Source organism: Noviherbaspirillum sp., assembly GCF_035627455.1.
In the GTDB taxonomy this organism is placed as follows: domain Bacteria; phylum Pseudomonadota; class Gammaproteobacteria; order Burkholderiales; family Burkholderiaceae_D; genus Noviherbaspirillum.
In genome coordinates, this window is sequence record NZ_DASPLS010000061.1 from 1 (window position 1) to 21,508 (window position 21,508).

The following is a 21,508-nucleotide window of genomic DNA, read 5'->3' on the forward strand; positions in this document are numbered from 1 at the left end:
GGGAAGAGGTGGTGTAGGGCTAGCCGGTTATTAAGCGGCCAGAGCGTAACGTTCGTCGTTAGCAGTTATTTCATTTCCGGTTGGATTTACGAGGTGACCAGCCCTCGGTATGCCCTGCGCTGCTTTGTAACCCACGTCGAAGCCAGGTCGTCCCCAAAACAGTAATGCTATTGTACCTCACAAGATGGTGACACCCCCCGCAGTTTCAAGGGGTTTTTTAAAGCGTGTACTGCATCATCAGGCACCAGAGCACGTCCGGCGCTAATGGTTCAGCGCGCGGCGCGAAACCATTCCAGGACGTGCAGGGGTGTTTCCGCCAACCGGTCCGCTTCCCAGGTTACCGGCTCCGCATCGCCGCAGTAACCCCACGCCGCCGCGACCGTCGCCATGCCTGCTGCACGCCCTGCCTGTACGTCGCGCAGGTCGTCGCCCACATACCAGCATTCCTCCGGTGCAATACCGAGGCGGCGGGCGGCCTCGAGCAGCGGTGCGGGATGCGGTTTGGGATGCGGCGTCGTGTCTCCGGAAATCACGCAGCCGGCGCGTCCCAGTCCGATCTGCGGCACCAGCAGGTCCGTGAAGCGCGCAGCCTTGTTGGTGACAATACCCCAGGACAAGCCGCGCTCCTCCAATTGATCCAGCAGTGCCGGGATGCCGTCGAACAACCGGGTATGGACCGCGATCGCGGCCTCGTAGGTGTCGAGAAAGGCAATGCGCAGATCTTCGTAGCCGTCGTCGCCCGGCTTCATGCCGAATGAGGCGCCGATCAGGCCGCGCGCGCCGGCGGAAGCGACCGGACGCAGGACTTCGTACGGAGTGGGGGCGAGGCCCCGGTCGGTGCGCACGCGGTTCATCGCAGCAGCGAGGTCGGGCGCGGTGTCGGCGAGCGTGCCGTCGAGGTCGAACAGGACGGCGCGGGGAAGTGTGAGTGTCATGGAAGCTTCCTGCGGTGTCCGCGCTGCGGGCGCGGGCACCGTGTAGGTCAGGCTGGGCGGGTGCAGGCCACCAGGTAGTTGACGTCGGTGTCCCGGTTGAGCGAGTAGATCTTCGTCAGCGGGTTGTAGGTCATGCCTTTCAGGCTGTCGACCTCCATGCCGGCGCTGCGGACGTACTGGGACAACTCCGCCGGTGTGATGAATTTCGCGTAATCGTGCGTCCCCTTGGGCAGCATGCGCAGAAGGTATTCGGCGCCGATGACGGCAAGCAGGTAAGCCTTGGGATTGCGGTTGATGGTCGAGAAGAACACATGGCCGCCGGGCTTGACCAGTGTCGCGCAAGCCTGCACGACGGCGGCGGGATCCGGAACATGCTCCAGCATTTCCATGCAGGTCACGACGTCGAAGCTTGCCGGCTCGCGCGCCGCGAGCTGCTCGGCGGAGATCATCTCGTAGCGCACCTGCACGCCGGACTCCAGGCTGTGCAGGTCGGCGACCTTCAGTGCCTTTTCCGACAGGTCGATGCCGGTGACCTTGGCGCCTTTTCTCGCCATCGATTCGGCCAGGATGCCGCCGCCGCAGCCGATATCGACAACGTTTTTGCCCGCAAGCGGGGCACGCGCGTTGATCCATTCGAGGCGCAGCGGATTGATTTCATGCAGCGGACGGAATTCGGAAGTCGGATCCCACCAACGATGGGCGAGGTCGCTGAATTTTTGCAGTTCTAGAGGATCGGCGTTCATAGGGTGAATGATAGCTGGAATGGGCGGCTTGCGGCGCATCTGTGCACCAGTTGATGTCTGAACGGGCGGGCGGCGATCCGTTCCCGGCACCGCCCGCCTGCATGTGGAGCGCACAGCCATAAAAAAACCCCGCCGAAGCGGGGTTTTGCCTTGCGCAAACCGATTATCGGGTACGGGTACCGACGACTTCGATTTCCACGCGGCGGTTCTTGGCGCGGCCGCCGGCGGTCTTGTTGTCAGCGACCGGTTGCTTCTCGCCCTTGCCTTCGGTGTAGACGCGGTTGGCTTCGACGCCCCTGGACACCAGGTATGCCTTCACCGCTTCAGCGCGGCGGACGGACAGGCGCTGGTTGTACTTGTCGGAGCCGACAGAGTCGGTGTGGCCAACGGCGATCACGACTTCCAGGTTCATGCCCTTCAGCTTGGAGACCAGGTCATCCAGCTTGGCCTTGCCGTCCGCCTTCAGGACTGCCCTGTCGAAGTCGAAGAAGGTGTCAGCGGCGAAGGTGACCTTTTCGGAGACCGGAGCCGGGGCGGGTGCCGGAGCGGGGGCCGGAGCCGGTGCCGGTGCGGGAGCCGGTGCGGGAGCCGCAGCCGGCTTCACGATTTCGCCGTCGCAGCCCGGAACGGCATCAGCCGGAGTCCAGGTGCCGGTGCGCCAGCAGAGGCCGAACGGATCACGCGCGATCACGCCGCGGCTGTCTTGCAGATAGGCGCTGTTCGGGGTCTTAGCCTGAATATCCTGCTGTGCCGATGCAGAAAACGATACCACCGCGGACGCAGCAAAGACGAGTTTTGCCAAATTATTCATATTTTTCCTCTTGGTTGAGATATCCGCAGATTGACTGCGCATCAGATACTACATTTCGAAAGTGGTAGAGCAACGCGTGATTAGATCATCTTTTTACAAGGTTGTTCACTTGCAATGCTCTTTAATTAACTACATTTTGCCATAGCAGCGCTCGGCGTCGATTATTGCTAAATCAATCGAAACAGGATTTTGATTGTCCGTTGTGTTTTTGCAACGGGTTGTCAAATAAAACTGGCTTTTCGTAAAAAAATCCGCCCGGCTTATCAGGCGGATTCTCCCCTTCGTTACTTCGCAAGCCCGCGCGCTTCGACAACGACGCGGCGGTTCGGCGCGAGGCATTCGATCAGCTTCGCGCGCGGCAGCTTGTCGTCGCAAGCCTGCACCGACTGGGTCTTGCCTGCGCCCAGGGTGTCGATCTCGGCCTTGAGGCCCTTGCTCTTCAGGTAGGCGGCAACGGCGTCGGCACGCTTCTCGGACAGCTTTTGGTTGTACTGATGCGAGCCCAGGCGGTCGGTATGACCGGTAACCATCACGATGTCAATCTTGGCGCAGTTGCCAAGCTTGGCGATCACTTCATCATCGATGCGTTTCTTCGCGGCGTTGTTCAGCACGGCCCTGTTGAAGGCGAAGGTCTGGTCATTGCTGAGGGTGACGCTGAAGTCGCAGCGCTTCGGTGCGGGAGCGGGGGCCGGTGCCGGTGCGGGCGCGGCGACCGCCGGCGCAGTCGGCTTTGCTACCGGCGGAGTGAGTTCGCCATCGCAGCCGGCAACCGCATCGGCCGGCGTCCAGTAACCGGTGCGCCAGCACAGGCCGAACGGGTTGCGCGCGATGACGCCGCGGCCGTCCTGCAGGTAAGCGCTTTTGTCGGCGTTGGCTTTGATATCGGTCTGCGCATACGCGCCGGCGGCAGTGAGGCTGGCGGACAGGGCGATGACGAGATGTTTAAGCATGGTTTTTCCCGTGATAGTTTATTATAAGAATGGTAATTTACATGGTGAAACAATTTATTAAAACACATTTTCAGCCATTGTGTCTCTCCCATGGGCAAGCATTGCAGGCTTATACATCCTGCAGCTGGGTGCCGGGCGCGCCATGCTAAAATCCAAGGTTTGGCATCGCGGTTTCGTCGCGATGCCGGCACCCTAATCCCAGCACTCACGAGCCGACTCGCCAATGGATCAATTCGCCAAAGAGACTATCCCGATTTCCCTCGAAGAAGAGATGCGCAAGAGCTATCTCGATTACGCGATGAGCGTGATCGTGGGCCGGGCGCTTCCCGATGTTCGCGACGGCCTCAAGCCCGTGCATCGCCGCGTGCTGTATGCGATGCATGAGACGAACAACGTATGGAACCGTCCGTATGTGAAGTGCGCGCGCGTGGTCGGTGAAGTGATGGGTAAGTACCACCCGCACGGCGACCAGGCGATCTATGACACGCTGGTGCGCATGGCGCAGGACTTCTCGCTGCGCTACACGCTGGTGGACGGACAGGGCAACTTCGGCTCGGTCGACGGCGACAACGCGGCGGCGATGCGTTACACCGAGTGCCGACTGGACAAGATCTCCAGCGAACTGCTGGCCGACATTGAAAAGGAAACGGTCGACTTCGTCCCCAACTACGACGGCAAGGAGAAGGAGCCGTCGGTCCTGCCGACCCGCATTCCCAATTTGCTGATCAACGGCTCGTCTGGCATCGCAGTCGGCATGGCGACCAACATCCCGCCGCATAACATTTCCGAAGTGATCAACGGTTCGCTGCATGTGCTGCGCAACCCGGAGTGCACCGTCGACGAGCTGATCGAGATCATCCCCGCGCCCGACTTCCCGACCGCCGGCATCATTTACGGCGTATCCGGCGTGCGCGACGGCTATCGCACCGGCCGCGGGCGCGTGGTGATGCGGGCCAAGACGCACTTCGAGGAATTCGGCAAGGACAACCGCACTGCGATCATCGTCGACGAGCTGCCCTACCAGGTGAACAAGAAGTCCCTGCTCGAGCGCATCGCGGAGCTGGTGCGCGACAAGAAGCTGGAAGGCATCTCCGACATCCGCGACGAGTCCGACAAGTCGGGCATGCGCGTGGTGATCGAGCTCAAGCGCGGCGAAGTGCCGGAAGTCGTGCTCAACAACCTCTACAAGCAGACCCAGCTGCAGGATACCTTCGGCATGAACATGGTCGCGCTGGTCGACGGCCAGCCGAAGCTGCTCAACCTGAAGCAGATGCTGGAATGCTTCCTGTCGCATCGCCGCGAAGTGGTGACGCGCCGCACCGTGTTCGAACTGCGCAAGGCGCGCGAACGCGGCCACGTGCTGGAAGGTCTGGCGGTGGCGCTGGCCAACATCGACGACTTCATTGCGATCATCAAGGCTGCGCCGACGCCGCCGATCGCGAAGTCGGAATTGATGGCGCGTGCCTGGGACTCCTCTCTGGTGCGGGAAATGCTGACCCGCGCCGCCGGCGAAAACGCGGCCGGTGCCGACGCCTTCCGTCCGGAAAACCTGCCCAAGCATTACGGTATCCAGTCCGACGGGCTGTACAAGCTGTCGGACGACCAGGCGCAGGAAATCCTGCAGATGCGCCTGCAGCGCCTGACCGGCCTGGAGCAGGACAAGATCGTCAACGAATACAAGGAAGTGATGGCGCAGATCGCCGACCTGCTCGACATCCTGGCCAAGCCGGAGCGCGTGACCGCGATCATTTCCGACGAACTGAGCGCTGCCAAGAACGAGTATGGCGACGGCGCCAAGGATACGCGCCGCTCGACCATCGAACTGAACGCGACCGACCTCGAAACCGAGGATCTGATCGCGCCGCAGGACATGGTGGTGACGCTTTCGCATTCCGGCTACATGAAGTCGCAGCCGGTGTCGGAATACCGTGCGCAGAAGCGCGGCGGCCGCGGCAAGCAGGCGACCGCGACCAAGGAAGACGACTGGATCGACCAGCTCTTCATCGCCAACACGCACGACTACATCCTTTGCTTCTCCAACCGGGGCCGCCTGTACTGGCTGAAGGTGTGGGAGGTGCCGCAGGGTTCGCGCAATTCGCGCGGCAAGCCGATCGTCAACATGTTCCCGCTGCAGGACGGCGAGAAGATCACCGTCGTGCTGCCGCTGTCGGGCGAGAACCGCAGCTTCCCCGAAGACCATTATGTATTCATGTCGACCAGCCTGGGCACCGTGAAGAAGACGCCGCTGACCGAATTCAGCAATCCGCGCAAGGCCGGCATCATCGCGGTCGACCTTGACGAAGGCGACTTCCTGATCGGCGCCGCGCTGACTGACGGCAAGCATGACGTCATGCTGTTCTCCGATGCCGGCAAGGCCGTGCGCTTCGACGAAAACGACGTGCGCCCGATGGGCCGCCTGGCGCGCGGCGTGCGCGGCATGAACCTGGAAGACGGACAGCAGGTGATCGCGCTGCTGGTGGCGGAGAACGAACAGCAGTCGGTGCTGACCGCGACCGAGAACGGTTTCGGCAAGCGCACCCCGATCACCGAGTACACCCGCCATGGACGCGGCACGAAGGGCATGATCGCGATCCAGACCAGCGAGCGCAATGGCAAGGTGGTGGCGGCGACGCTGGTCGACGCCAATGACGAAATCATGCTGATCACCACCGGCGGCGTGCTGATCCGCACCCGCGTGGCCGAGATCCGCGAAATGGGGCGGGCAACCCAGGGTGTGACCCTGATTGCGGTCGAGGACGGCACCAAGCTCTCCGGCCTGCAGCGCATCGTCGAAACGGATGCCGAGGAAGAGAACGGGCTTGCCGACACGGGCGCTGCGGAGAGCGCGGCGACGGAGGAGTGATGACGCGCGTCTACAACTTCTCCGCCGGCCCGGCAGTGCTGCCGCAGGAAGTGCTGCAGCAGGCCGCCGGGGAAATGCTCGACTGGCATGGCAGCGGCATGTCGGTGATGGAGATGAGCCATCGCGGCAAGGAATTCATCTCGATCTACGAGGCGGCGGAACGCGATCTGCGCGAACTGCTGGCAGTGCCGTCGAACTACCGCATCCTGTTCCTGCAGGGCGGCGGCATCGGCGAAAACGCCATCGTGCCGATGAACCTGCTCGGGCGGAAATCCCAGCCGGCGGTCGCCGATTTCATCCATACCGGTTCCTGGTCCGGCAAGTCGATCAAGGAAGCGAAGAAGTATTGCAACGTTAATGTCGCCGCCTCCGCGGAAGACGCGAAGTTTGCGTACATTCCGCCGCGCGACAGCTGGAAGCTGTCAAAGGACGCGGCCTACGTGCATCTGTGCACCAACGAGACGATCGACGGCGTCGAATTCCATTACGCACCCGATGTCGGCGGCGTGCCGCTGGTGGCCGACATGTCCTCGCACATCCTGTCGCGCGTGATCGACGTGTCGAAATACGGGGTCATCTTCGGCGGCGCCCAGAAAAACATCGGCCCGGCCGGCCTGACGCTGGTCATCGTGCGCGACGACCTGATCGGCCATGCGCTGCCGATCTGCCCGTCGGCGTTCGACTGGAAGCTGGTCGCCGAAAACAATTCGATGTACAACACGCCGCCGACCTACTCGATCTACATTGCCGGACTGGTGTTCCAGTGGCTGAAGAAGCAGGGCGGCGTTGCGGCGATGGAACAGCGAAATGTTGCGAAAGCCGCGCTGTTGTACGACTATCTGGATTCGACCGATTTCTACAGCAATCACATTGCCAGGGATTGCCGCTCCCGCATGAACATCCCGTTCTTCCTGAGGGATGAATCGCTGAACGAGGCCTTCCTCGCCGGCGCGAAGGAGCGCAACCTGTTGCAGCTCAAAGGCCACAAGTCCGTGGGCGGCATGCGTGCATCGATCTACAACGCGATGCCGATCGAAGGCGTGCGGGCGCTGGTCGAGTACCTGAAGGAATTCGAGAAGAAATACGGATGAAGGGGACGCTGCATCCAATTGCACGCCACATGGTTCCCTCCCCCTGCCGGGGGGAGGGCTAGGGTGGGGGTAGTGCGGTCGGGCCGTCGTGGTCGTTTGCTCAACCTCACTACCCCCATCCCGGCCTTGCCCCTGGAACGGGGAAGGTGAGATATGACTGCGCATAAATGGACACGAATTCGAACACCGACGACAAACTCAAACCCCTTCGCGAACAGATCGACGCGATCGATGCCCAGATCCTCGATCTGCTGAACCGCCGCGCGTGCGTGGCGCAGGAGGTTGGTCATGTGAAGGCCGAGACCAACGCGCCGGTGTTCCGTCCGGAGCGCGAAGCGCAGGTGCTGCGCAAAGTGGCCGACAACAACCGCGGACCGCTCGACAGCGGCGACGTGCAGACCATCTTCCGCGAGATCATGTCTTCCTGCCGCGCGCTGGAGCGGCGCGTAAACGTCGCTTACCTCGGGCCGGCCGGCACCTTCAGCGAGCAGGCGGTGTACCAGCAGTTCGGCCACGCGGTCGAGGGGTTGCCGTGCACGTCAATCGACGAGGTGTTCCGCGCCGCCGAAGCAGGCACCGCGGACTTCGGCGTGGTGCCGATTGAAAATTCCTCGGAAGGCGCGATCAACCGCACGCTCGACCTGCTGCTGCAGACCGCGCTGTCGATCAGCGGCGAGGTATCGATCCCGGTGCACCATAGCCTGATGACCAAGAGCGGCACGATGGACGGCATCACCCGCATCTGCGCCCATTCGCAGGCGCTGGCGCAATGCCAGACGTGGCTGAACCAGCACTATCCGAACATCGAACGCCAGGCGGTCGCATCGAACGGCGAGGCGGCGCGCATCGCCAGCGAAGACCCCGCCGCGGCAGCGATTGCCGGCGAGATCGCGGGGCAGCGCTACAACCTCGGCGTCGTGAAGGCGCACGTGCAGGACGATCCGCACAACCGCACGCGCTTTGCCGTGGTCGGCCGCCTGCAGCCCGGCCCCAGCGGCAAGGACCAGACCTCGCTGGTGCTGGCGGTGCCGAACAAGGCGGGCGCGGTCTACAACATGCTGGCGCCGCTGGCAAAGCACGGCGTGTCGATGACGCGCTTCGAGTCGCGTCCGGCGCGCATGGGCACCTGGGAGTACTACTTTTACGTTGACGTCCAGGGCCATGCGCAGGATGAGAAGGTGGCCAAGGCGCTGGCGGAGCTGAAGCATAACGCGCCGTTCTTCAAGGTGCTGGGCTCGTATCCTTTTACTTTGTAATTTAGTCCCGTCGCCCCGAACGGGGCGGGGAGCGCCGGCATCTGCTGCGTCTTCCCCGTCGTGCCTGTGGCGACCCTACTTTGGAAACCGTCATGTCTATCCAATTCGGTCCCGATTATGTTCGCGCCATCGCCCCCTACCAGGGCGGCAAGCCCATCGCCGAAGTCGCACGCGAGTTCGGCCTCGACGAAGCAAAGATCATCAAGCTCGCTTCCAATGAAAACCCGCTCGGCATGCCGCAATCGGCGAAGCAGGCGATGCTCGCGGCAGTGGCCGACATCGGCCGCTATCCCGATTCCAACGGCTTCGAGCTGAAGCAGGCGATCAGCGCAAAGTACGGCATCCCGCTCGACTGGATCACGCTGGGCAACGGCAGCAACGACATCCTGGAACTGGCCGCGCATGCCTTCGTGCAGCCGGCGCAGGCGGTGGTGTATTCCGAGTACTCGTTCGCCGTTTATGCGCTCGCCACCCAGGCCGTCGGCGGGCGCGCAATCGTGGTCGCCGCAAAGGACCACGGGCACGACCTGCAAGCGATGGCGAAGGCGATCACCGCGGAAACCAGGCTGGTGTTCATCGCCAATCCGAACAATCCGACCGGCACTTTCCTGCCCGCGGCAGAAATCGAGGCCTTCCTCAGGCTCGTGCCGCAGCACGTGGTGGTGGTGCTGGACGAAGCCTACAACGAATACCTCGCGCCCGAGTTCCAGTACGACTCGGTCGCCTGGGTGAAGCAGTATCCGAACCTGCTGGTATCGCGCACCATGTCCAAGGCTTACGGCCTGGCCGGTCTGCGCGTCGGCTTCGGCATTGCGCAGCCGGCGATCACCGACTTGCTCAACCGTATCCGCCAGCCGTTCAACGTCAATTCGATGGCGCAGGCGGCAGCGGTCGCGGCATTGACCGACAGCGCGTTCCTGCAGAAGAGCGCGCAGCTGAATGCAGACGGTTACCGCCAGCTGACGCAAGCGTTCGACGCAATGGATCTCGAGTACGTGCCCTCGTTCGGCAACTTCGTGCTGTTCCGGGTCGGGGCGGACGACGGCGCAGGCGCGCGCGTCAACCTGGCGCTGCTCAAGCGCGGCATCATCGTGCGTCCGGTCGCCAATTACGGCTTGCCGCAATGGATCCGCGTCTCGATCGGCTTGCCGGAAGAAAACGAAGCCTTCATCAGCGCATTGAAGCAAGTGCTGTCCGGATCCTGATACCAGCCCGGGCGGCCTCCGTGTTCAAGAAAATCTCCATATTCGGCGTCGGCCTGATCGGCGGTTCGTTCGCGCTGGCGCTGAAGAAGGCCGGCGCGGTCGACCGCGTATTCGGCGTCGGCCGCAGCGCCGCGCCGCTGGCGCGGGCAAAGGAGCTGGGCATCATCGATGTCGCCAGCGCTTCCGTCGGGGAAGCAGTCGCCGCCGCCGATCTCATCCTGGTCGCGGCGCCTGTTGCGCAGACCGAGGCGATCCTGGCGTCGATTGCGCCGCACCTGCAGCAGGGCACCGTGGTCACCGATGCCGGCAGTACCAAATCGGATGTGGTGGAAGCCGCGCGCAAGGCGCTCGGCGGCAAGATCGCGCAGTTCGTGCCCGGGCATCCGATAGCAGGACGGGAGCAGAACGGGCCGGATGCGGCGATTGTCGACTTGTACGTCGGCAAGAAGACCGTGATCACGCAGTTGCCGGAAAACAGCGAACACGATGTCGCGCGGGTGGCGCAGGCATGGCAGCAATGCGGCGCGATCATCCACAAACTCAGCCCGGCGGAGCACGATCGCGTCTTCGCGGCGGTCAGCCACCTTCCGCACCTGCTGGCTTACGCGCTGGTCGACGACATCGCCAGGAAACCGCACGCCGATCTGCTGTTCCAATACGCGGCAAGCGGCTTTCGCGATTTCACCCGCATCGCCGGCTCTTCTCCGGAAATGTGGCGCGATATTTCCCTGGCCAACCATGTGGCGCTGCTGGCGGAACTGGACGCCTACATGGCGCAGCTGGCGCAGCTGCGCGGCCTGCTGGCCGAGCGCAATGGCGCGGGGATCGAAGCGGTCTATGCGAATGCGCAGCGCGCACGGCAGAACTGGATCCGCACGATCGAGGCTGCGGAACAACAAAGTAACCAAGGCGGCGACTGATGAAGCATTACCCTTCCCATATCGACCTGCGGCCCGCGATGCATGCGCAAGGCACGGTGCGGCTGCCCGGTTCGAAGAGCATTTCCAACCGCACCTTGCTGCTGGCCGCATTGGCGCAAGGCAGCACGCATATCTTCGACCTGCTGGCATCGGATGACACCCATGTGATGCTGATGGCGCTGCAAAAGCTGGGCGTGCGCTGGGAGCAGGATGGCGAAACGCAGAACTACATCGTGCACGGCGTCGGCGGCGTGCTCCCGGTGCATCAGGCTGACTTGTTCATGGGGAATGCCGGCACCGCGATTCGCCCGCTGACCGCGGCACTCGCGGTGATCGGAGGCGATTACACGCTGCACGGCGTGTCGCGCATGCATGAGCGGCCGATCGGCGACCTGGTGGACGCATTGAATGCGGTCGGCACCCGGATCGAATACACGGGGCAGCCGGGCTATCCGCCGCTGCACATCCGGCGCGGTCACATCCACGCGCAGCGCATGCAGGTAAAGGGAAATGTTTCGAGCCAGTTCCTGACGGCGCTGCTGATGGCCGCGCCGCTGATGGCGCGTGACCACGCGGTCACCATCGATGTGATCGGCGAGCTGATTTCCAAGCCCTACATTGAAATCACGCTGAACCTGATGCGCCGCTTCGGCGTCACGGTGGAGCGCCACGGCTGGCAGTCGTTCACCATCGCCCCAGGGCAGAAATACGTCAGCCCGGGGAGCATACACGTCGAGGGCGATGCCTCTTCCGCTTCCTATTTCCTCGCTGCCGGCGCCATCGCCGGCGGTCCGGTGCGGGTGGAAGGCGTCGGCCGCGACAGCATCCAGGGCGATGTGCGCTTTGTCGAGGCGTTGCAGCAGATGGGCGCCGACATCGCGATGGGTGACAACTGGATCGAAGCGAGATCGAACGGCGTGCTCAAGGCGATCGATGCCGACTTCAACCATATTCCCGACGCCGCGATGACGATCGCGGTCGCCGCGCTGTATGGGGATGGGCCCAGTACCCTGCGCAACATCGGCAGCTGGCGGGTGAAGGAAACCGACCGGATCGCCGCGATGGCGACCGAACTGCGCAAGGTCGGCGCCACGGTGGAGGAGGGCGCCGACTACCTGCGCGTGACGCCGCCGGCAGAAATCCGTGCCGCCGCGATCGATACCTATGACGACCACAGGATGGCGATGTGCTTCTCGCTGGCGTCACTGGACGGCGCGGCGCGGCGCGGCAGCACGATGCGCATCAACGATCCGAAATGCGTCGCCAAGACTTTTCCCGACTACTTCGACGCGTTCGCCGGGATTGCGCAGGACAAGCTGCTCTGACACGGAAGGCGCACTGAACCGACCATGCAAACCCATTCCATCCCCGTCATTACGATCGACGGTCCGACCGCGTCGGGCAAAGGCACCGTTGCCCACCGCGTCGCCGACCAGCTGGGCTTTCATTACCTGGACTCCGGCGCGCTGTACCGCCTGACCGCGCTGAGCGCGCTGCGGCAGCAGGTCGCGCTCAACGACGAGCATGCGCTGGCCAAACTGGCCGAGCGGCTGCCGTGCCGGTTCTCCGGCGACCAGGTCTGGCTTGGAAATGAAAACGTCAGCGCCGCGATCCGGGCGGAAGAAGTCGGCAACACCGCATCGAAAATTGCTGCTTTGCCAACCGTGCGTCACGCCCTCGTCAGCCTGCAGCTCGGCTTTCGGATCGCACCCGGACTGGTCGCCGACGGGCGCGACATGGGTACGGTGATTTTTCCGCACGCGGCGCTTAAAGTGTTCCTCACGGCAAGTGTGGACGCGCGCGCCGAACGGCGATATAAGCAATTGATTGACAAGGGTTTTCCTGCTAATATTGAAGACCTTCTCAAGGATTTGAGGGAGCGGGACGCGCGCGATTCGAATCGCACCATCGCCCCATTGAAACCAGCGGAAGGCGCACACATCTTGGACACTTCGCACATGACTGCCGACGAGGCCGTTGAGCAGGTGCTCAAATGGTATGCGGCAGTGAAAAAGCAGGCGTGAGCTGTTTCTCGTAGTGCGATTGGTGCCCGGCCCGGCGCAAGGCCTTGACGGGTGTTGATGAACCTAACCCAGCATGTAATCCCACAAGACACGATTACCGCTGGCATTTCTTATCCTATCTATGTCTACTGTGCAACAAGAATCTACCGGTATGGAAAGCTTTGCAGCCCTGTTCGAGGAATCCATTTCCCGCCAGGACATGCGTTCCGGTGAAGTGATTTCGGCTGAAGTCGTCCGCGTCGACTACAACTTCGTGGTCGTCAACGCAGGCCTGAAATCCGAAGCATTCATTCCTATCGAAGAATTCAAGAACGACAGCGGTGAAGTCGAAGTCCAGGTTGGCGACTTCGTCACCGTTGCGATCGAATCGCTCGAAAACGGTTTCGGCGACACCATCCTGTCGCGCGACAAGGCCAAGCGCCTCGCATCCTGGCTCGCGCTGGAAAAGGCGATGGAGTCCGGCGAGATCGTGACCGGCACCGTCAACGGCAAGGTCAAGGGCGGTCTGACCGTTCTGACCAACGGCATTCGTGCATTCCTCCCGGGTTCGCTGGTCGACACCCGTCCGGTGAAGGACACCACGCCGTACGAAGGCAAGACCATGGAATTCAAGGTCATCAAGCTGGACCGCAAGCGCAACAACGTTGTGCTGTCGCGCCGCGCCGTCATCGAAGAGTCGATGGGTGAAGAGCGCGCCAAGCTGATGGAAACCCTGAAGGAAGGCACCATCGTCACCGGTATCGTCAAGAACATCACCGACTACGGTGCGTTCGTTGACCTCGGCGGCATCGACGGCCTGCTGCACATCACCGATCTGGCATGGCGCCGCGTGCGTCACCCGTCGGAAGTGCTGTCCGTCGGCCAGGAAATCACCGCGAAGGTCCTCAAGTACGATCAGGAAAAGAACCGCGTCTCGCTGGGCGTCAAGCAGCTGGGCGACGATCCGTGGACCGGTCTGTCCCGTCGTTATCCGCAAGGCACCCGCCTGTTCGGCAAGGTCACCAACCTGACCGACTACGGTGCGTTCGTGGAAGTCGAGCAGGGCATCGAAGGCCTGGTGCACGTGTCCGAAATGGACTGGACCAACAAGAACGTGGCGCCGAACAAGGTTGTCCAGCTGGGCGACGAAGTCGAAGTCATGGTGCTGGAGATCGACGAAGAGCGTCGCCGCATCTCCCTCGGCATGAAGCAGTGCAAGCCGAATCCGTGGGACGACTTCGCGATGAACCACAAGAAGGGCGACAAGGTGAAGGGCGCGATCAAGTCGATCACTGACTTCGGCGTGTTCATCGGCCTGCCGGGCAACATCGACGGCCTGGTGCACCTGTCCGACCTGTCCTGGACCGAAGCCGGTGAAGAAGCCGTGCGCAAGTTCAAGAAGGGTGACGAACTGGAAGCCGTGGTGCTGGCGATCGACGTCGAGCGCGAGCGCGTTTCCCTGGGCGTCAAGCAGCTCGAAGGCGACCCGTTCAACAACTTCGTTGCAATGAACGACAAGGGTGCGGTCGTGACCGGTACGGTCAAGTCGGTCGAGCCGAAGGGCGCCGTGATCCAGCTGTCCGACGAAGTCGAAGGCTACCTGCGTGCATCCGAAATCTCCCGCGACCGCGTGGAAGATGCCGGTACCCACCTGAAGGCCGGCGACAAGGTCGAAGCGATGATCATCAACATCGACCGCAAGGCACGCAGCATTCAGCTGTCGATCAAGGCCAAGGACAATGCCGAGACCCAGGAAGCGATGCAGAAGATGTCTGCTGACGCCAATGCCGCCTCCGGTACCACCAGCCTGGGCGCGCTGCTGAAGGCCAAGCTCGACAACAAGCAATAAGGTCGCAAACGACAATGACAAAGTCCGAGCTGATTGCCCGCTTGGCCGAGCGTTATCCGCAGCTGGTTGCAAAGGATGCGGATTACGCGGTGAAAACCATTCTCGACGCGATGGCCGAAGCTTTATCCAACGGCCAGCGCATCGAGATTCGCGGCTTCGGCAGCTTTGCCTTGAACAGCAGGCCGCCGCGCATCGGGCGCAACCCCAAGTCGGGGGACAAGGTGATGGTTCCCGAAAAGCGGGTGCCGCACTTCAAACCTGGCAAGGAATTGCGGGAGCGCGTCGACGCGATGGTCGGGCAGCCGATCAAGGAAGACTGACGTTATTTGCAGTAAATCGAAACGGCATCCTCGGATGCCGTTTTTTTTGTTGAGCGCCGGCCGCCGCGCAGGGCGAAGTCGGGCGTCATTCCCATGGCGTTTCACGTACAATTCGATCTGTTGCCGACTGTGTGCCGCGATGCATGATTACACCAAACAATAAGGACGCCGCGCCATGAGAATCCTTTTCAGAATCGTCGCGGCCTTCCTCTTCATCATTTTCTTCGGCTTTGCGCTGAAGAACACGCAGGAAGCGTCGCTGCGCTTTTTCTTCGATTACGAAGTTCGCGGACCGCTGGTACTGCTGCTGCTTGCATTCTTCGCTGCCGGCGCGGCGCTCGGCATTCTGGCGATGCTCCCGACGCTGTTCCGTCATCGCCGCGACCTTGCAAAACACAAGAAGACCATCGCCGCGATGGAGCAGCAAAGCGAGGCCGCGCGGCAGGCGCGCATACAGCCGCCGCAGCCAGACAGCGTGGTCAACAAATAACCCCACAATAAGAAAAAGCATGGAATTCGAAACCTGGTGGCTGCTCGGCATCCCGATCTTCTTCGGCCTCGGCTGGATCGCCGCGCGCGTGGACATCAACCAGCTGGTCTCGGAGTCGCGAAGTTTGCCGCGCGGCTATTTCAAGGGCTTGAACTTCCTGCTGAATGAACAGCCGGACAAGGCGATCGATGCCTTCATCGAAATCGTCAAGCTTGACCCGGAAACCATCGACCTGCACTTCGCGCTTGGCAACCTGTTCCGCCGCCGCGGCGAGATCGAGCGCGCGATCCGGGTGCACCAGAACCTGCTCGCACGTCCCGATCTGCCGCTCGAGCACAAGCTGCATTCGCAATACGAACTCGGACAGGATTACCTGAAGGCCGGCCTGCTCGACCGGGCCGAAGAAACCTTCAACGGGCTGGTGGACACGCAGTACGGCGCGCAGGCGCGCAGGGCGCTGCTTGAAATCTACCAGCGCGAAAAGGAATGGATGCGCGCCATCGAGGCGGCGCGGGCGTTGCAGGAGTCGGGCGCGGGGGCCAAGCAAAAGGAAATCGCGCAGTTCTATTGCGAGCTGGCGCAGGATGAGCTGGTGCATACCCATCCGGACGCGGCGCTGGCGATGCTGGAAAAGGCGCTTGCCGCGGACCGGAGCAATGTGCGCGCGGCGATCCTGATCGGGGACGCGCACCTGTCCAAGGGCGATACCGAAGCGGCGCTGATGGCCTGGCGGCGCGTCGAGCAGCAAAGCGTGCCGCACGTGGCCCTGGTGGCGCAGCGCCTGATGGATGGCTACCGCGCGGTGGGCCGCCCGCAGGAAGGCCTGAACCTGCTCAAGAATTACCTGGCCGAGGCGCCCTCGATCGACCTGCTGGAAGTGGTGTTCAAGGCGGTGCTCGAACTGGACGGCGTCGACGCCGCGAACCAGCTCGTCAGCGACGAGTTGCGGCGCACCCCGACGCTGCTCGGGCTGGACAAGCTGCTGGAAGCGCGCCTGATGGAAGCACCGCCCGAAGTGCGGCCGGAGCTCTCCCTCGTCAAGAATCTGGTGCACGGCTATACGCAAAAGCTGGCGCGTTACCAGTGCGGCCAATGCGGTTTCAAGGCCCGCCAGTTTTACTGGCAGTGCCCTGGGTGCAGCCAGTGGGAGTCGTATCCGCCGCGCCGTACCGAAGAGCTCAATGTGATGAACTAGCAGGCCGGCAGCTTGCGCGGCGAGCATCGCCGCGCCCGTGCCGCGCCTTGTGTCTTCTGCCCACGCAACCTCCGTACTCAACATGAACGACATGACTCCTCCACTGAAAAGCCCGCGAATCCTGGTCGTCGGCGACGTGATGCTCGACCGCTACTGGTTCGGCGACGTCAGCCGCATTTCGCCGGAGGCGCCCGTGCCGGTGGTGCGCGTGGAGCGGCGCGAGGAGCGTCTCGGCGGTGCGGCCAACGTCGCGCGAAACGCAGTCGCGCTCGGCGCGCGCGCCGGGCTGCTTGGCGTGGTCGGCAAGGATGAGGCGGGTAATGTGGTCGAGAACCTGCTGACGGAACTGCACATCAACAGCTTTCTCAACCGGGATGCGGCGATCTCCACGATCATCAAGCTGCGCGTGATCGGGCGCCAGCAGCAGTTGCTGCGTATCGATTTCGAGGCTCCGCCGAGCGACACGGTGTTGCGCGACAAGCTGACCCAATACAACGCGCTGGTCCCGGACTATGACGTGATCGTCCTCTCCGACTATGCCAAGGGAAGCCTGGTCAACGTCGCGCAAATGATTGAAGCCGGCCGTCGCCTGGGCAAATGCATCCTCGTCGACCCCAAGGGCGAGGATTTTGCGCGTTATAAAGGTGCGTCCATCCTGACCCCGAACAAATCGGAATTGCGCCATATCGTCGGCTCCTGGAAAAGCGAAGACGAACTGACGGCGAAGGCGCAGAACCTGCGCGCGTCGCTCGACCTCGAGGCGCTCCTGCTGACCCGTTCGGAAGAGGGGATGACGCTCTATACCGCGGACGACGTGCTGCATACGCCGACCGTCGCGCGCGAGGTCTATGACGTGTCCGGCGCGGGCGACACCGTCATCGCCACGCTGGCCGTCATGCTCGGCGCCGGCAAGCCGCTGCCGGAGGCGGTCGCCATTGCCAATCGCGCCGGCGGCATCGTGGTCGGCAAGCTCGGCACGGCGACGGTTACCAAGGAAGAACTTTTCGGCTGATTCTAGTTGCAACTAGGAATTAAATAGCGTTTTGCTAACTGTTTAATTACCATTTGTGCAACATCTGGCACCCTTGCCCGGTGTTCCTGTTCAACTCGGAGAAAACACATGCTGAAAAAACTCTTGTTTGCAGTGGCAGCTTTCCTCGTCTTTAACGGCGCAGCGTTTGCCCAGGTCGAGGTCAACAAGTCCGACCAGATCGCACTCGATTCGGTGCGGGGGATTGGCCCGGCGATGTCGAAGGCCATCGTTGATGAGCGCAAGAAGGGGGGCGATTTCAAGGACTGGGCGGATCTGGAAAACCGGGTGAAGGGCATTCGCGATAAGAAGGCGGTCCAGCTGTCCGACGCTGGCCTGACGGTCAATGGCAAGCCCCGCCAGAAGACCGGCGCCGAAAAAGGCGAGAAGGCGGACAAGGCAGCCGGCAAGGCGGCGGGCAAGGAAGGAAAACATCCGGGCTGAGCCGGCCTGGCTTGCAGCATGAAAAACCCCGCGCCGGCCTCCGCGGGGTTTTTTTGTTTGTCCTGAGCGGGACCGGCGAAAGCGCGCGTGCTTGCGCGCCTACGAGTAAAATTGACGTCTTTATCAAGCTGTCGAATTCAACATGCCTTACCTGACTATCGAAGACACGATCGGCAACACCCCGCTGGTGCAGCTCAAACGCATTCCCGGCGAAGAGGCGGCGCGCCGTAACAACGTCATTCTCGGCAAGCTGGAAGGCAATAACCCCGCCGGCTCGGTAAAGGACCGGCCGGCACTGTCGATGATCAAGCACGCCGAAGCGCGCGGCATGATCAAGCCGGGCGATACGCTGATCGAAGCAACCAGCGGCAACACCGGCATTGCGCTGGCGATGGCAGCTTCGATGCGCGGCTACAAGATGGTGCTCCTGATGCCGGAAAACCTGAGCGAGGAGCGGCGCCAGAGCATGGCGGCTTACGGCGCAAGGATCGTCCTGACGCCGAAGACCGGGGGAATGGAATATGCGCGTGACCTCGCCGAACAGATGCAGAAGGAAGGCAAGGGCATCATCCTCGACCAGTTCGCCAATCCGGACAATCCGCGCGCGCACTACGAAGGCACCGGCCCCGAGATCTGGCGCGACACGGAAGGCCGCGTGACCCACTTTGTCAGCGCGATGGGAACAACCGGCACCATCGTTGGCGTGTCGCGTTTCCTGAAAGAGCAAAACCCGGAAGTCCGCATCGTCGGCGCGCAGCCGGAAGAGGGCTCGCAAATCCCCGGCATCCGCAAGTGGCCGGAAGCTTACATGCCCAGGATTTACGACAAGTCCTGCGTCGACCAGCTGGAGTACGTGACCCAGGCGACGGCGGAGCAGATGGCGCGCCGGATGGCGATGGAAGAGGGGATATTCTGCGGTATCTCGGCCGCTGGCGCCTGTGAAGTGGCGCTGCGCATTTCACAGACGGTGGAGAACGCAACGATCGTGTTCATCGTTTGCGATCGAGGAGACCGTTACTTGTCGACCGGTGTTTTCCCCGCCTGACGGGGAAAACACGAAAGCGTCTCGTTATTCAGCGTTGCCAGTTACGGGCGCGAGCGGTTCCTTCGGCTTGAACTGCTTGTCGCTGATCCGGAATTTGTCGCGGCGATCACCCATCAGGATGCGCAGTTCCTTGATGCTCAGGTCGCTGACTTCGTGCATGCGGATCAGCAGCGAAGCGCCGACAGGCAGCCTGCGATGGCGGATCTTGCTGATCACCGGCGGCGCCACTTCGAGCGCGCGCGACAGCGCAGCATCGTTCTTCAAGTTCAATTTCTCGATCAGCGCATCCAACAAGTTATTGGGATCGTAGTTGACTTGGTCTGCGAGACGGGTTCCGCTGCGCTTGTTGTTATCCGTGTTGTCCATAATGTTGTCTTGAGTGTGGTCTAAATCTCAATAGTTCCGGACTGCAAGAGAATTATACGAGAAATATCTTTGCTTTTTTGAAAGTGTATCAACTTTGTAACGTTACTTACAGTGATACCTTACGCACTGCATGGAATTGCTGTAAAGACACTACTTGCGTAGGTGCAATATAGTAAAGAAATTTCAAAGATGCAATATTAGATTTAGGCATGCATGCGCTGAATCAAAAAGCAGTGAAATTTTAGGAACGGCAAGAAAATAAGGCCGGCGCTATATCGGCAGGCCGTCACGACGCACTGATTTCGTTGCATTTTAGCCAAGCAGCCCGTGCTCACTTTGAGCGGTCGCAACGGCTCCCGATTGCCCGTTTCATCGGCGCGTATTTCTCATCTGCATTTGACTCTTGACGGACGGTTGTTGGAACCGGGCATCCGCTAATAGTTCGGTTACCTCTTGTTAATTTCTTCTCGTCCAGCCCAGAGCGCGCGCCAGCCCGCCGGACCCAGTTCCCGCATGGTTTCGATGTTTTTCTCGAAGATGGCACTTGCGTCCGGAAAGGCGCCCACTGCCTGGTCTATGCTGGTTTCCCTCAACAGATGCAGCGTCGGATAGGGCGAACGGTTGGTGCAGTTGCCGATATCGTCGGCGTCGGTATCGGCGAACTGATAGTGAGGATGAAAGCTGGCAACCTGGATTTCGCCATCGAGGCCGAGCTCTTCCAGCAGGGCGTCGGCAACCTCGAGGAAATCATTGAAGTCGAGGAAATCGCCGAGAACCCAGGGATGGATCAGCAAGGTGGTATCGATCTCCTGCGGGTCGGCGTTCTGCAGCAGCTTGAGCTCCTTTGCCAGGTCCGCATGCAATGCCATGCCTGAGGTCGCAGTGCTGACGGCATAGCGGATCTGCTGCCTTGCATGCACGCTTTTTGCGAACGGACACAGGTTCAGGCCGATCACCGCCTTCTCAAGCCACTGCCGGGTTGCGTCGATTGCCTGCTCGGGCGTTGGGGATGGAAACATGATGGACGCGAGTGCTGGCGAAATAACCATTATCGCCGACTTCCACAGATATCGCCGTCCTGCCCGATGGTGCGCGCGGCTGCTTTACGGTACATTTGCCGCTCGATTTCATTTCCCTCGCAACAACGAGGCATCAGCGCATGGCACTCAAGGCAACGATATTCAAGGCGGACCTCCAAGTCTCCGATATGGACCGGCACTATTATGCCGAACACAGTCTGACGATTGCGCGTCATCCCTCCGAAACCGACGAACGCATGATGGTACGCGTTCTCGCGTTCGCGCTGCATGCCCATGAAGCGCTGCTCTTCGGGAAGGGCTTGAGCACCGATGACGAACCCGACCTGTGGCAGAAGGACCTGACCGGCGCGATCGATCTATGGGTGGAAGTCGGCCAGCCGGATGACAAGCGCCTGCTCAAGGCATGCGGGCGCGCGGCCGAGGTGGTGGTTTACAGCTATAGCAGCGCGAGCCAGGTTTGGTGGAACCAGATTGCCGGCAAGCTGGCGCGGGCACGCAACCTGCGGGTCGTCAACCTGCCAGCGAGCGCGTCACAGGCCCTGGCCGCGCTGGCAAACCGCACGATGCAGCTGCAATGCACGGTCCAGGAAGGCCAGGTGTGGCTGAGCAGCGGCGATCAGACGGTGCATCTTGAACTGGAGCCGCTGAAGCAGCCGGCCTGAGACTGCGCCCACGCGGCTGCCTGTGACGGGAAGGCGGATCAGCCGAACAGGCGCGCCTTCGGCGGAACACAGGCACGATAAGCTCAGTGAGCGTGACGAATCAAGCCTCGGTAAAGCCGCATTTTTATCGCATCGTCGCACCCGGCTCCGACCTGAACCCCTCTGCAGTCTTGAGCCAAATCAAAGGAATGTGTGCCCCTTGTCCTTCGTGCGAAACACCTATGGTTTTTCACGCAAAGTTACTTTAAAGTAAATTATAAGGTGAATACCCTAGATGTAGGTCGTAATCG

The 21,508-nt window shown here is 61.7% G+C and carries 21 protein-coding genes and 1 other RNA gene; 15 read left to right on the top strand and 7 right to left on the bottom strand.

The window, feature by feature from the left end:
* The 5 genes from ssrA to VEC01_RS11545 all read right to left on the bottom strand — a co-directional run.
* Positions 1 to 155, bottom strand: a transfer-messenger RNA (tmRNA) gene (ssrA, locus tag VEC01_RS11525); the annotation flags it as partial.
* A gap of 114 nt (positions 156 to 269) precedes the next feature.
* Complete coding sequence (locus tag VEC01_RS11530; protein WP_324900969.1) at positions 270 to 935, bottom strand: HAD-IA family hydrolase; 666 nt, start codon at positions 933 to 935, stop codon at positions 270 to 272.
* A 47-nt stretch (positions 936 to 982) separates the two neighbouring features.
* Complete coding sequence (gene ubiG / locus VEC01_RS11535; protein ID WP_324900970.1) at positions 983 to 1,678, bottom strand: bifunctional 2-polyprenyl-6-hydroxyphenol methylase/3-demethylubiquinol 3-O-methyltransferase UbiG; 696 nt, start codon at positions 1,676 to 1,678, stop codon at positions 983 to 985.
* Positions 1,679 to 1,841: 163 nt separating this feature from the next.
* Positions 1,842 to 2,489, bottom strand: coding sequence for an outer membrane protein OmpA (gene ompA, locus VEC01_RS11540; RefSeq protein WP_324900971.1), 648 nt, complete (start codon positions 2,487 to 2,489; stop codon positions 1,842 to 1,844).
* Between the two features lie 284 nt (positions 2,490 to 2,773).
* On the bottom strand, positions 2,774 to 3,439 hold the full coding sequence (locus VEC01_RS11545) for an OmpA family protein (protein ID WP_324900972.1): 666 nt from the start codon (positions 3,437 to 3,439) through the stop codon (positions 2,774 to 2,776).
* 223 nt (positions 3,440 to 3,662) lie between these two features.
* Between VEC01_RS11545 and gyrA the strand changes: the two genes are divergently transcribed.
* The 14 genes from gyrA to cysM all read left to right on the top strand — a co-directional run bounded on the left by gyrA (position 3,663) and on the right by cysM (position 19,150).
* Positions 3,663 to 6,302, top strand: a complete 2,640-nt coding sequence (gene gyrA, locus VEC01_RS11550) for a DNA gyrase subunit A (RefSeq protein WP_324900973.1) — start codon at positions 3,663 to 3,665, stop codon at positions 6,300 to 6,302.
* Positions 6,302 to 7,393, top strand: a complete 1,092-nt coding sequence (gene serC / locus VEC01_RS11555; RefSeq protein ID WP_324900974.1) for a 3-phosphoserine/phosphohydroxythreonine transaminase — start codon at positions 6,302 to 6,304, stop codon at positions 7,391 to 7,393. Before gyrA ends, serC begins: the two co-directional genes overlap by 1 nt.
* Positions 7,394 to 7,560: 167 nt before the next feature.
* Entirely contained in the window at positions 7,561 to 8,649 is a 1,089-nt protein-coding gene (pheA, locus tag VEC01_RS11560) for a prephenate dehydratase (protein WP_324900975.1), read from the top strand.
* Between the two features lie 92 nt (positions 8,650 to 8,741).
* On the top strand, positions 8,742 to 9,854 hold the full coding sequence (gene hisC, locus VEC01_RS11565) for a histidinol-phosphate transaminase (protein ID WP_324900976.1): 1,113 nt from the start codon (positions 8,742 to 8,744) through the stop codon (positions 9,852 to 9,854).
* A 20-nt stretch (positions 9,855 to 9,874) separates the two neighbouring features.
* A complete protein-coding gene (locus VEC01_RS11570; RefSeq protein WP_324900977.1) occupies positions 9,875 to 10,774 on the top strand; it encodes a prephenate dehydrogenase in 900 nt (299 codons plus the stop codon).
* On the top strand, positions 10,774 to 12,099 hold the full coding sequence (gene aroA, locus VEC01_RS11575) for a 3-phosphoshikimate 1-carboxyvinyltransferase (protein ID WP_324900978.1): 1,326 nt from the start codon (positions 10,774 to 10,776) through the stop codon (positions 12,097 to 12,099). Before VEC01_RS11570 ends, aroA begins: the two co-directional genes overlap by 1 nt.
* Positions 12,100 to 12,123: 24 nt before the next feature.
* On the top strand, positions 12,124 to 12,798 hold the full coding sequence (gene cmk / locus VEC01_RS11580; protein WP_324900979.1) for a (d)CMP kinase: 675 nt from the start codon (positions 12,124 to 12,126) through the stop codon (positions 12,796 to 12,798).
* A gap of 121 nt (positions 12,799 to 12,919) precedes the next feature.
* The gene (gene rpsA, locus VEC01_RS11585; RefSeq protein WP_324900980.1) at positions 12,920 to 14,626 is read left to right on the top strand and encodes a 30S ribosomal protein S1; all 1,707 of its coding nucleotides are present in this window, start codon (positions 12,920 to 12,922) and stop codon (positions 14,624 to 14,626) included.
* A 14-nt stretch (positions 14,627 to 14,640) separates the two neighbouring features.
* Positions 14,641 to 14,946, top strand: a complete 306-nt coding sequence (locus VEC01_RS11590) for an integration host factor subunit beta (RefSeq protein ID WP_088710132.1) — start codon at positions 14,641 to 14,643, stop codon at positions 14,944 to 14,946.
* A 175-nt stretch (positions 14,947 to 15,121) separates the two neighbouring features.
* A complete protein-coding gene (locus VEC01_RS11595) occupies positions 15,122 to 15,436 on the top strand; it encodes a LapA family protein (RefSeq protein WP_324900981.1) in 315 nt (104 codons plus the stop codon).
* Positions 15,437 to 15,455: 19 nt separating this feature from the next.
* Positions 15,456 to 16,631 (top strand): lipopolysaccharide assembly protein LapB, encoded by a 1,176-nt coding sequence (gene lapB / locus VEC01_RS11600; RefSeq protein WP_324900982.1) that lies wholly within the window; start codon positions 15,456 to 15,458, stop codon positions 16,629 to 16,631.
* Between the two features lie 82 nt (positions 16,632 to 16,713).
* The gene (gene rfaE1 / locus VEC01_RS11605; RefSeq protein ID WP_324900983.1) at positions 16,714 to 17,643 is read left to right on the top strand and encodes a D-glycero-beta-D-manno-heptose-7-phosphate kinase; all 930 of its coding nucleotides are present in this window, start codon (positions 16,714 to 16,716) and stop codon (positions 17,641 to 17,643) included.
* Positions 17,644 to 17,751: 108 nt separating this feature from the next.
* Complete coding sequence (locus VEC01_RS11610) at positions 17,752 to 18,105, top strand: ComEA family DNA-binding protein (protein WP_324900984.1); 354 nt, start codon at positions 17,752 to 17,754, stop codon at positions 18,103 to 18,105.
* Positions 18,106 to 18,247: 142 nt separating this feature from the next.
* A complete protein-coding gene (gene cysM, locus VEC01_RS11615; RefSeq protein WP_324900985.1) occupies positions 18,248 to 19,150 on the top strand; it encodes a cysteine synthase CysM in 903 nt (300 codons plus the stop codon).
* A 24-nt stretch (positions 19,151 to 19,174) separates the two neighbouring features.
* Here the strand turns inward: cysM and VEC01_RS11620 are convergent, their stop codons facing one another.
* Positions 19,175 to 19,516 (bottom strand): hypothetical protein, encoded by a 342-nt coding sequence (locus VEC01_RS11620; RefSeq protein WP_324900986.1) that lies wholly within the window; start codon positions 19,514 to 19,516, stop codon positions 19,175 to 19,177.
* Between the two features lie 446 nt (positions 19,517 to 19,962).
* A complete protein-coding gene (locus tag VEC01_RS11625; RefSeq protein ID WP_324900987.1) occupies positions 19,963 to 20,535 on the bottom strand; it encodes a DUF1415 domain-containing protein in 573 nt (190 codons plus the stop codon).
* A gap of 140 nt (positions 20,536 to 20,675) precedes the next feature.
* Between VEC01_RS11625 and VEC01_RS11630 the strand changes: the two genes are divergently transcribed.
* Positions 20,676 to 21,218 carry a YaeQ family protein gene (locus VEC01_RS11630; protein WP_324900988.1) on the top strand — a complete coding sequence of 181 codons (543 nt, stop codon included), beginning with the start codon at positions 20,676 to 20,678 and terminating at the stop codon, positions 21,216 to 21,218.
* The last annotated feature ends 290 nt before the right edge of the window (positions 21,219 to 21,508 follow it).

Bases quoted from the DNA above. Each gene is read 5' to 3' on its own strand.
- VEC01_RS11530 (WP_324900969.1), bottom strand. From the start codon at position 935: ATGACACTCACACTTCCCCGCGCCGTCCTGTTCGACCTCGACGGCACG.
- ubiG (WP_324900970.1), bottom strand. From the start codon at position 1,678: ATGAACGCCGATCCTCTAGAACTGCAAAAATTCAGCGACCTCGCCCAT.
- ompA (WP_324900971.1), bottom strand. From the start codon at position 2,489: ATGAATAATTTGGCAAAACTCGTCTTTGCTGCGTCCGCGGTGGTATCG.
- VEC01_RS11545 (WP_324900972.1), bottom strand. From the start codon at position 3,439: ATGCTTAAACATCTCGTCATCGCCCTGTCCGCCAGCCTCACTGCCGCC.
- gyrA (WP_324900973.1), top strand. From the start codon at position 3,663: ATGGATCAATTCGCCAAAGAGACTATCCCGATTTCCCTCGAAGAAGAG.
- serC (WP_324900974.1), top strand. From the start codon at position 6,302: ATGACGCGCGTCTACAACTTCTCCGCCGGCCCGGCAGTGCTGCCGCAG.
- pheA (WP_324900975.1), top strand. From the start codon at position 7,561: ATGGACACGAATTCGAACACCGACGACAAACTCAAACCCCTTCGCGAA.
- hisC (WP_324900976.1), top strand. From the start codon at position 8,742: ATGTCTATCCAATTCGGTCCCGATTATGTTCGCGCCATCGCCCCCTAC.
- aroA (WP_324900978.1), top strand. From the start codon at position 10,774: ATGAAGCATTACCCTTCCCATATCGACCTGCGGCCCGCGATGCATGCG.
- cmk (WP_324900979.1), top strand. From the start codon at position 12,124: ATGCAAACCCATTCCATCCCCGTCATTACGATCGACGGTCCGACCGCG.
- rpsA (WP_324900980.1), top strand. From the start codon at position 12,920: ATGTCTACTGTGCAACAAGAATCTACCGGTATGGAAAGCTTTGCAGCC.
- VEC01_RS11590 (WP_088710132.1), top strand. From the start codon at position 14,641: ATGACAAAGTCCGAGCTGATTGCCCGCTTGGCCGAGCGTTATCCGCAG.
- VEC01_RS11595 (WP_324900981.1), top strand. From the start codon at position 15,122: ATGAGAATCCTTTTCAGAATCGTCGCGGCCTTCCTCTTCATCATTTTC.
- lapB (WP_324900982.1), top strand. From the start codon at position 15,456: ATGGAATTCGAAACCTGGTGGCTGCTCGGCATCCCGATCTTCTTCGGC.
- rfaE1 (WP_324900983.1), top strand. From the start codon at position 16,714: ATGAACGACATGACTCCTCCACTGAAAAGCCCGCGAATCCTGGTCGTC.
- VEC01_RS11610 (WP_324900984.1), top strand. From the start codon at position 17,752: ATGCTGAAAAAACTCTTGTTTGCAGTGGCAGCTTTCCTCGTCTTTAAC.
- cysM (WP_324900985.1), top strand. From the start codon at position 18,248: ATGCCTTACCTGACTATCGAAGACACGATCGGCAACACCCCGCTGGTG.
- VEC01_RS11620 (WP_324900986.1), bottom strand. From the start codon at position 19,516: ATGGACAACACGGATAACAACAAGCGCAGCGGAACCCGTCTCGCAGAC.
- VEC01_RS11625 (WP_324900987.1), bottom strand. From the start codon at position 20,535: ATGTTTCCATCCCCAACGCCCGAGCAGGCAATCGACGCAACCCGGCAG.
- VEC01_RS11630 (WP_324900988.1), top strand. From the start codon at position 20,676: ATGGCACTCAAGGCAACGATATTCAAGGCGGACCTCCAAGTCTCCGAT.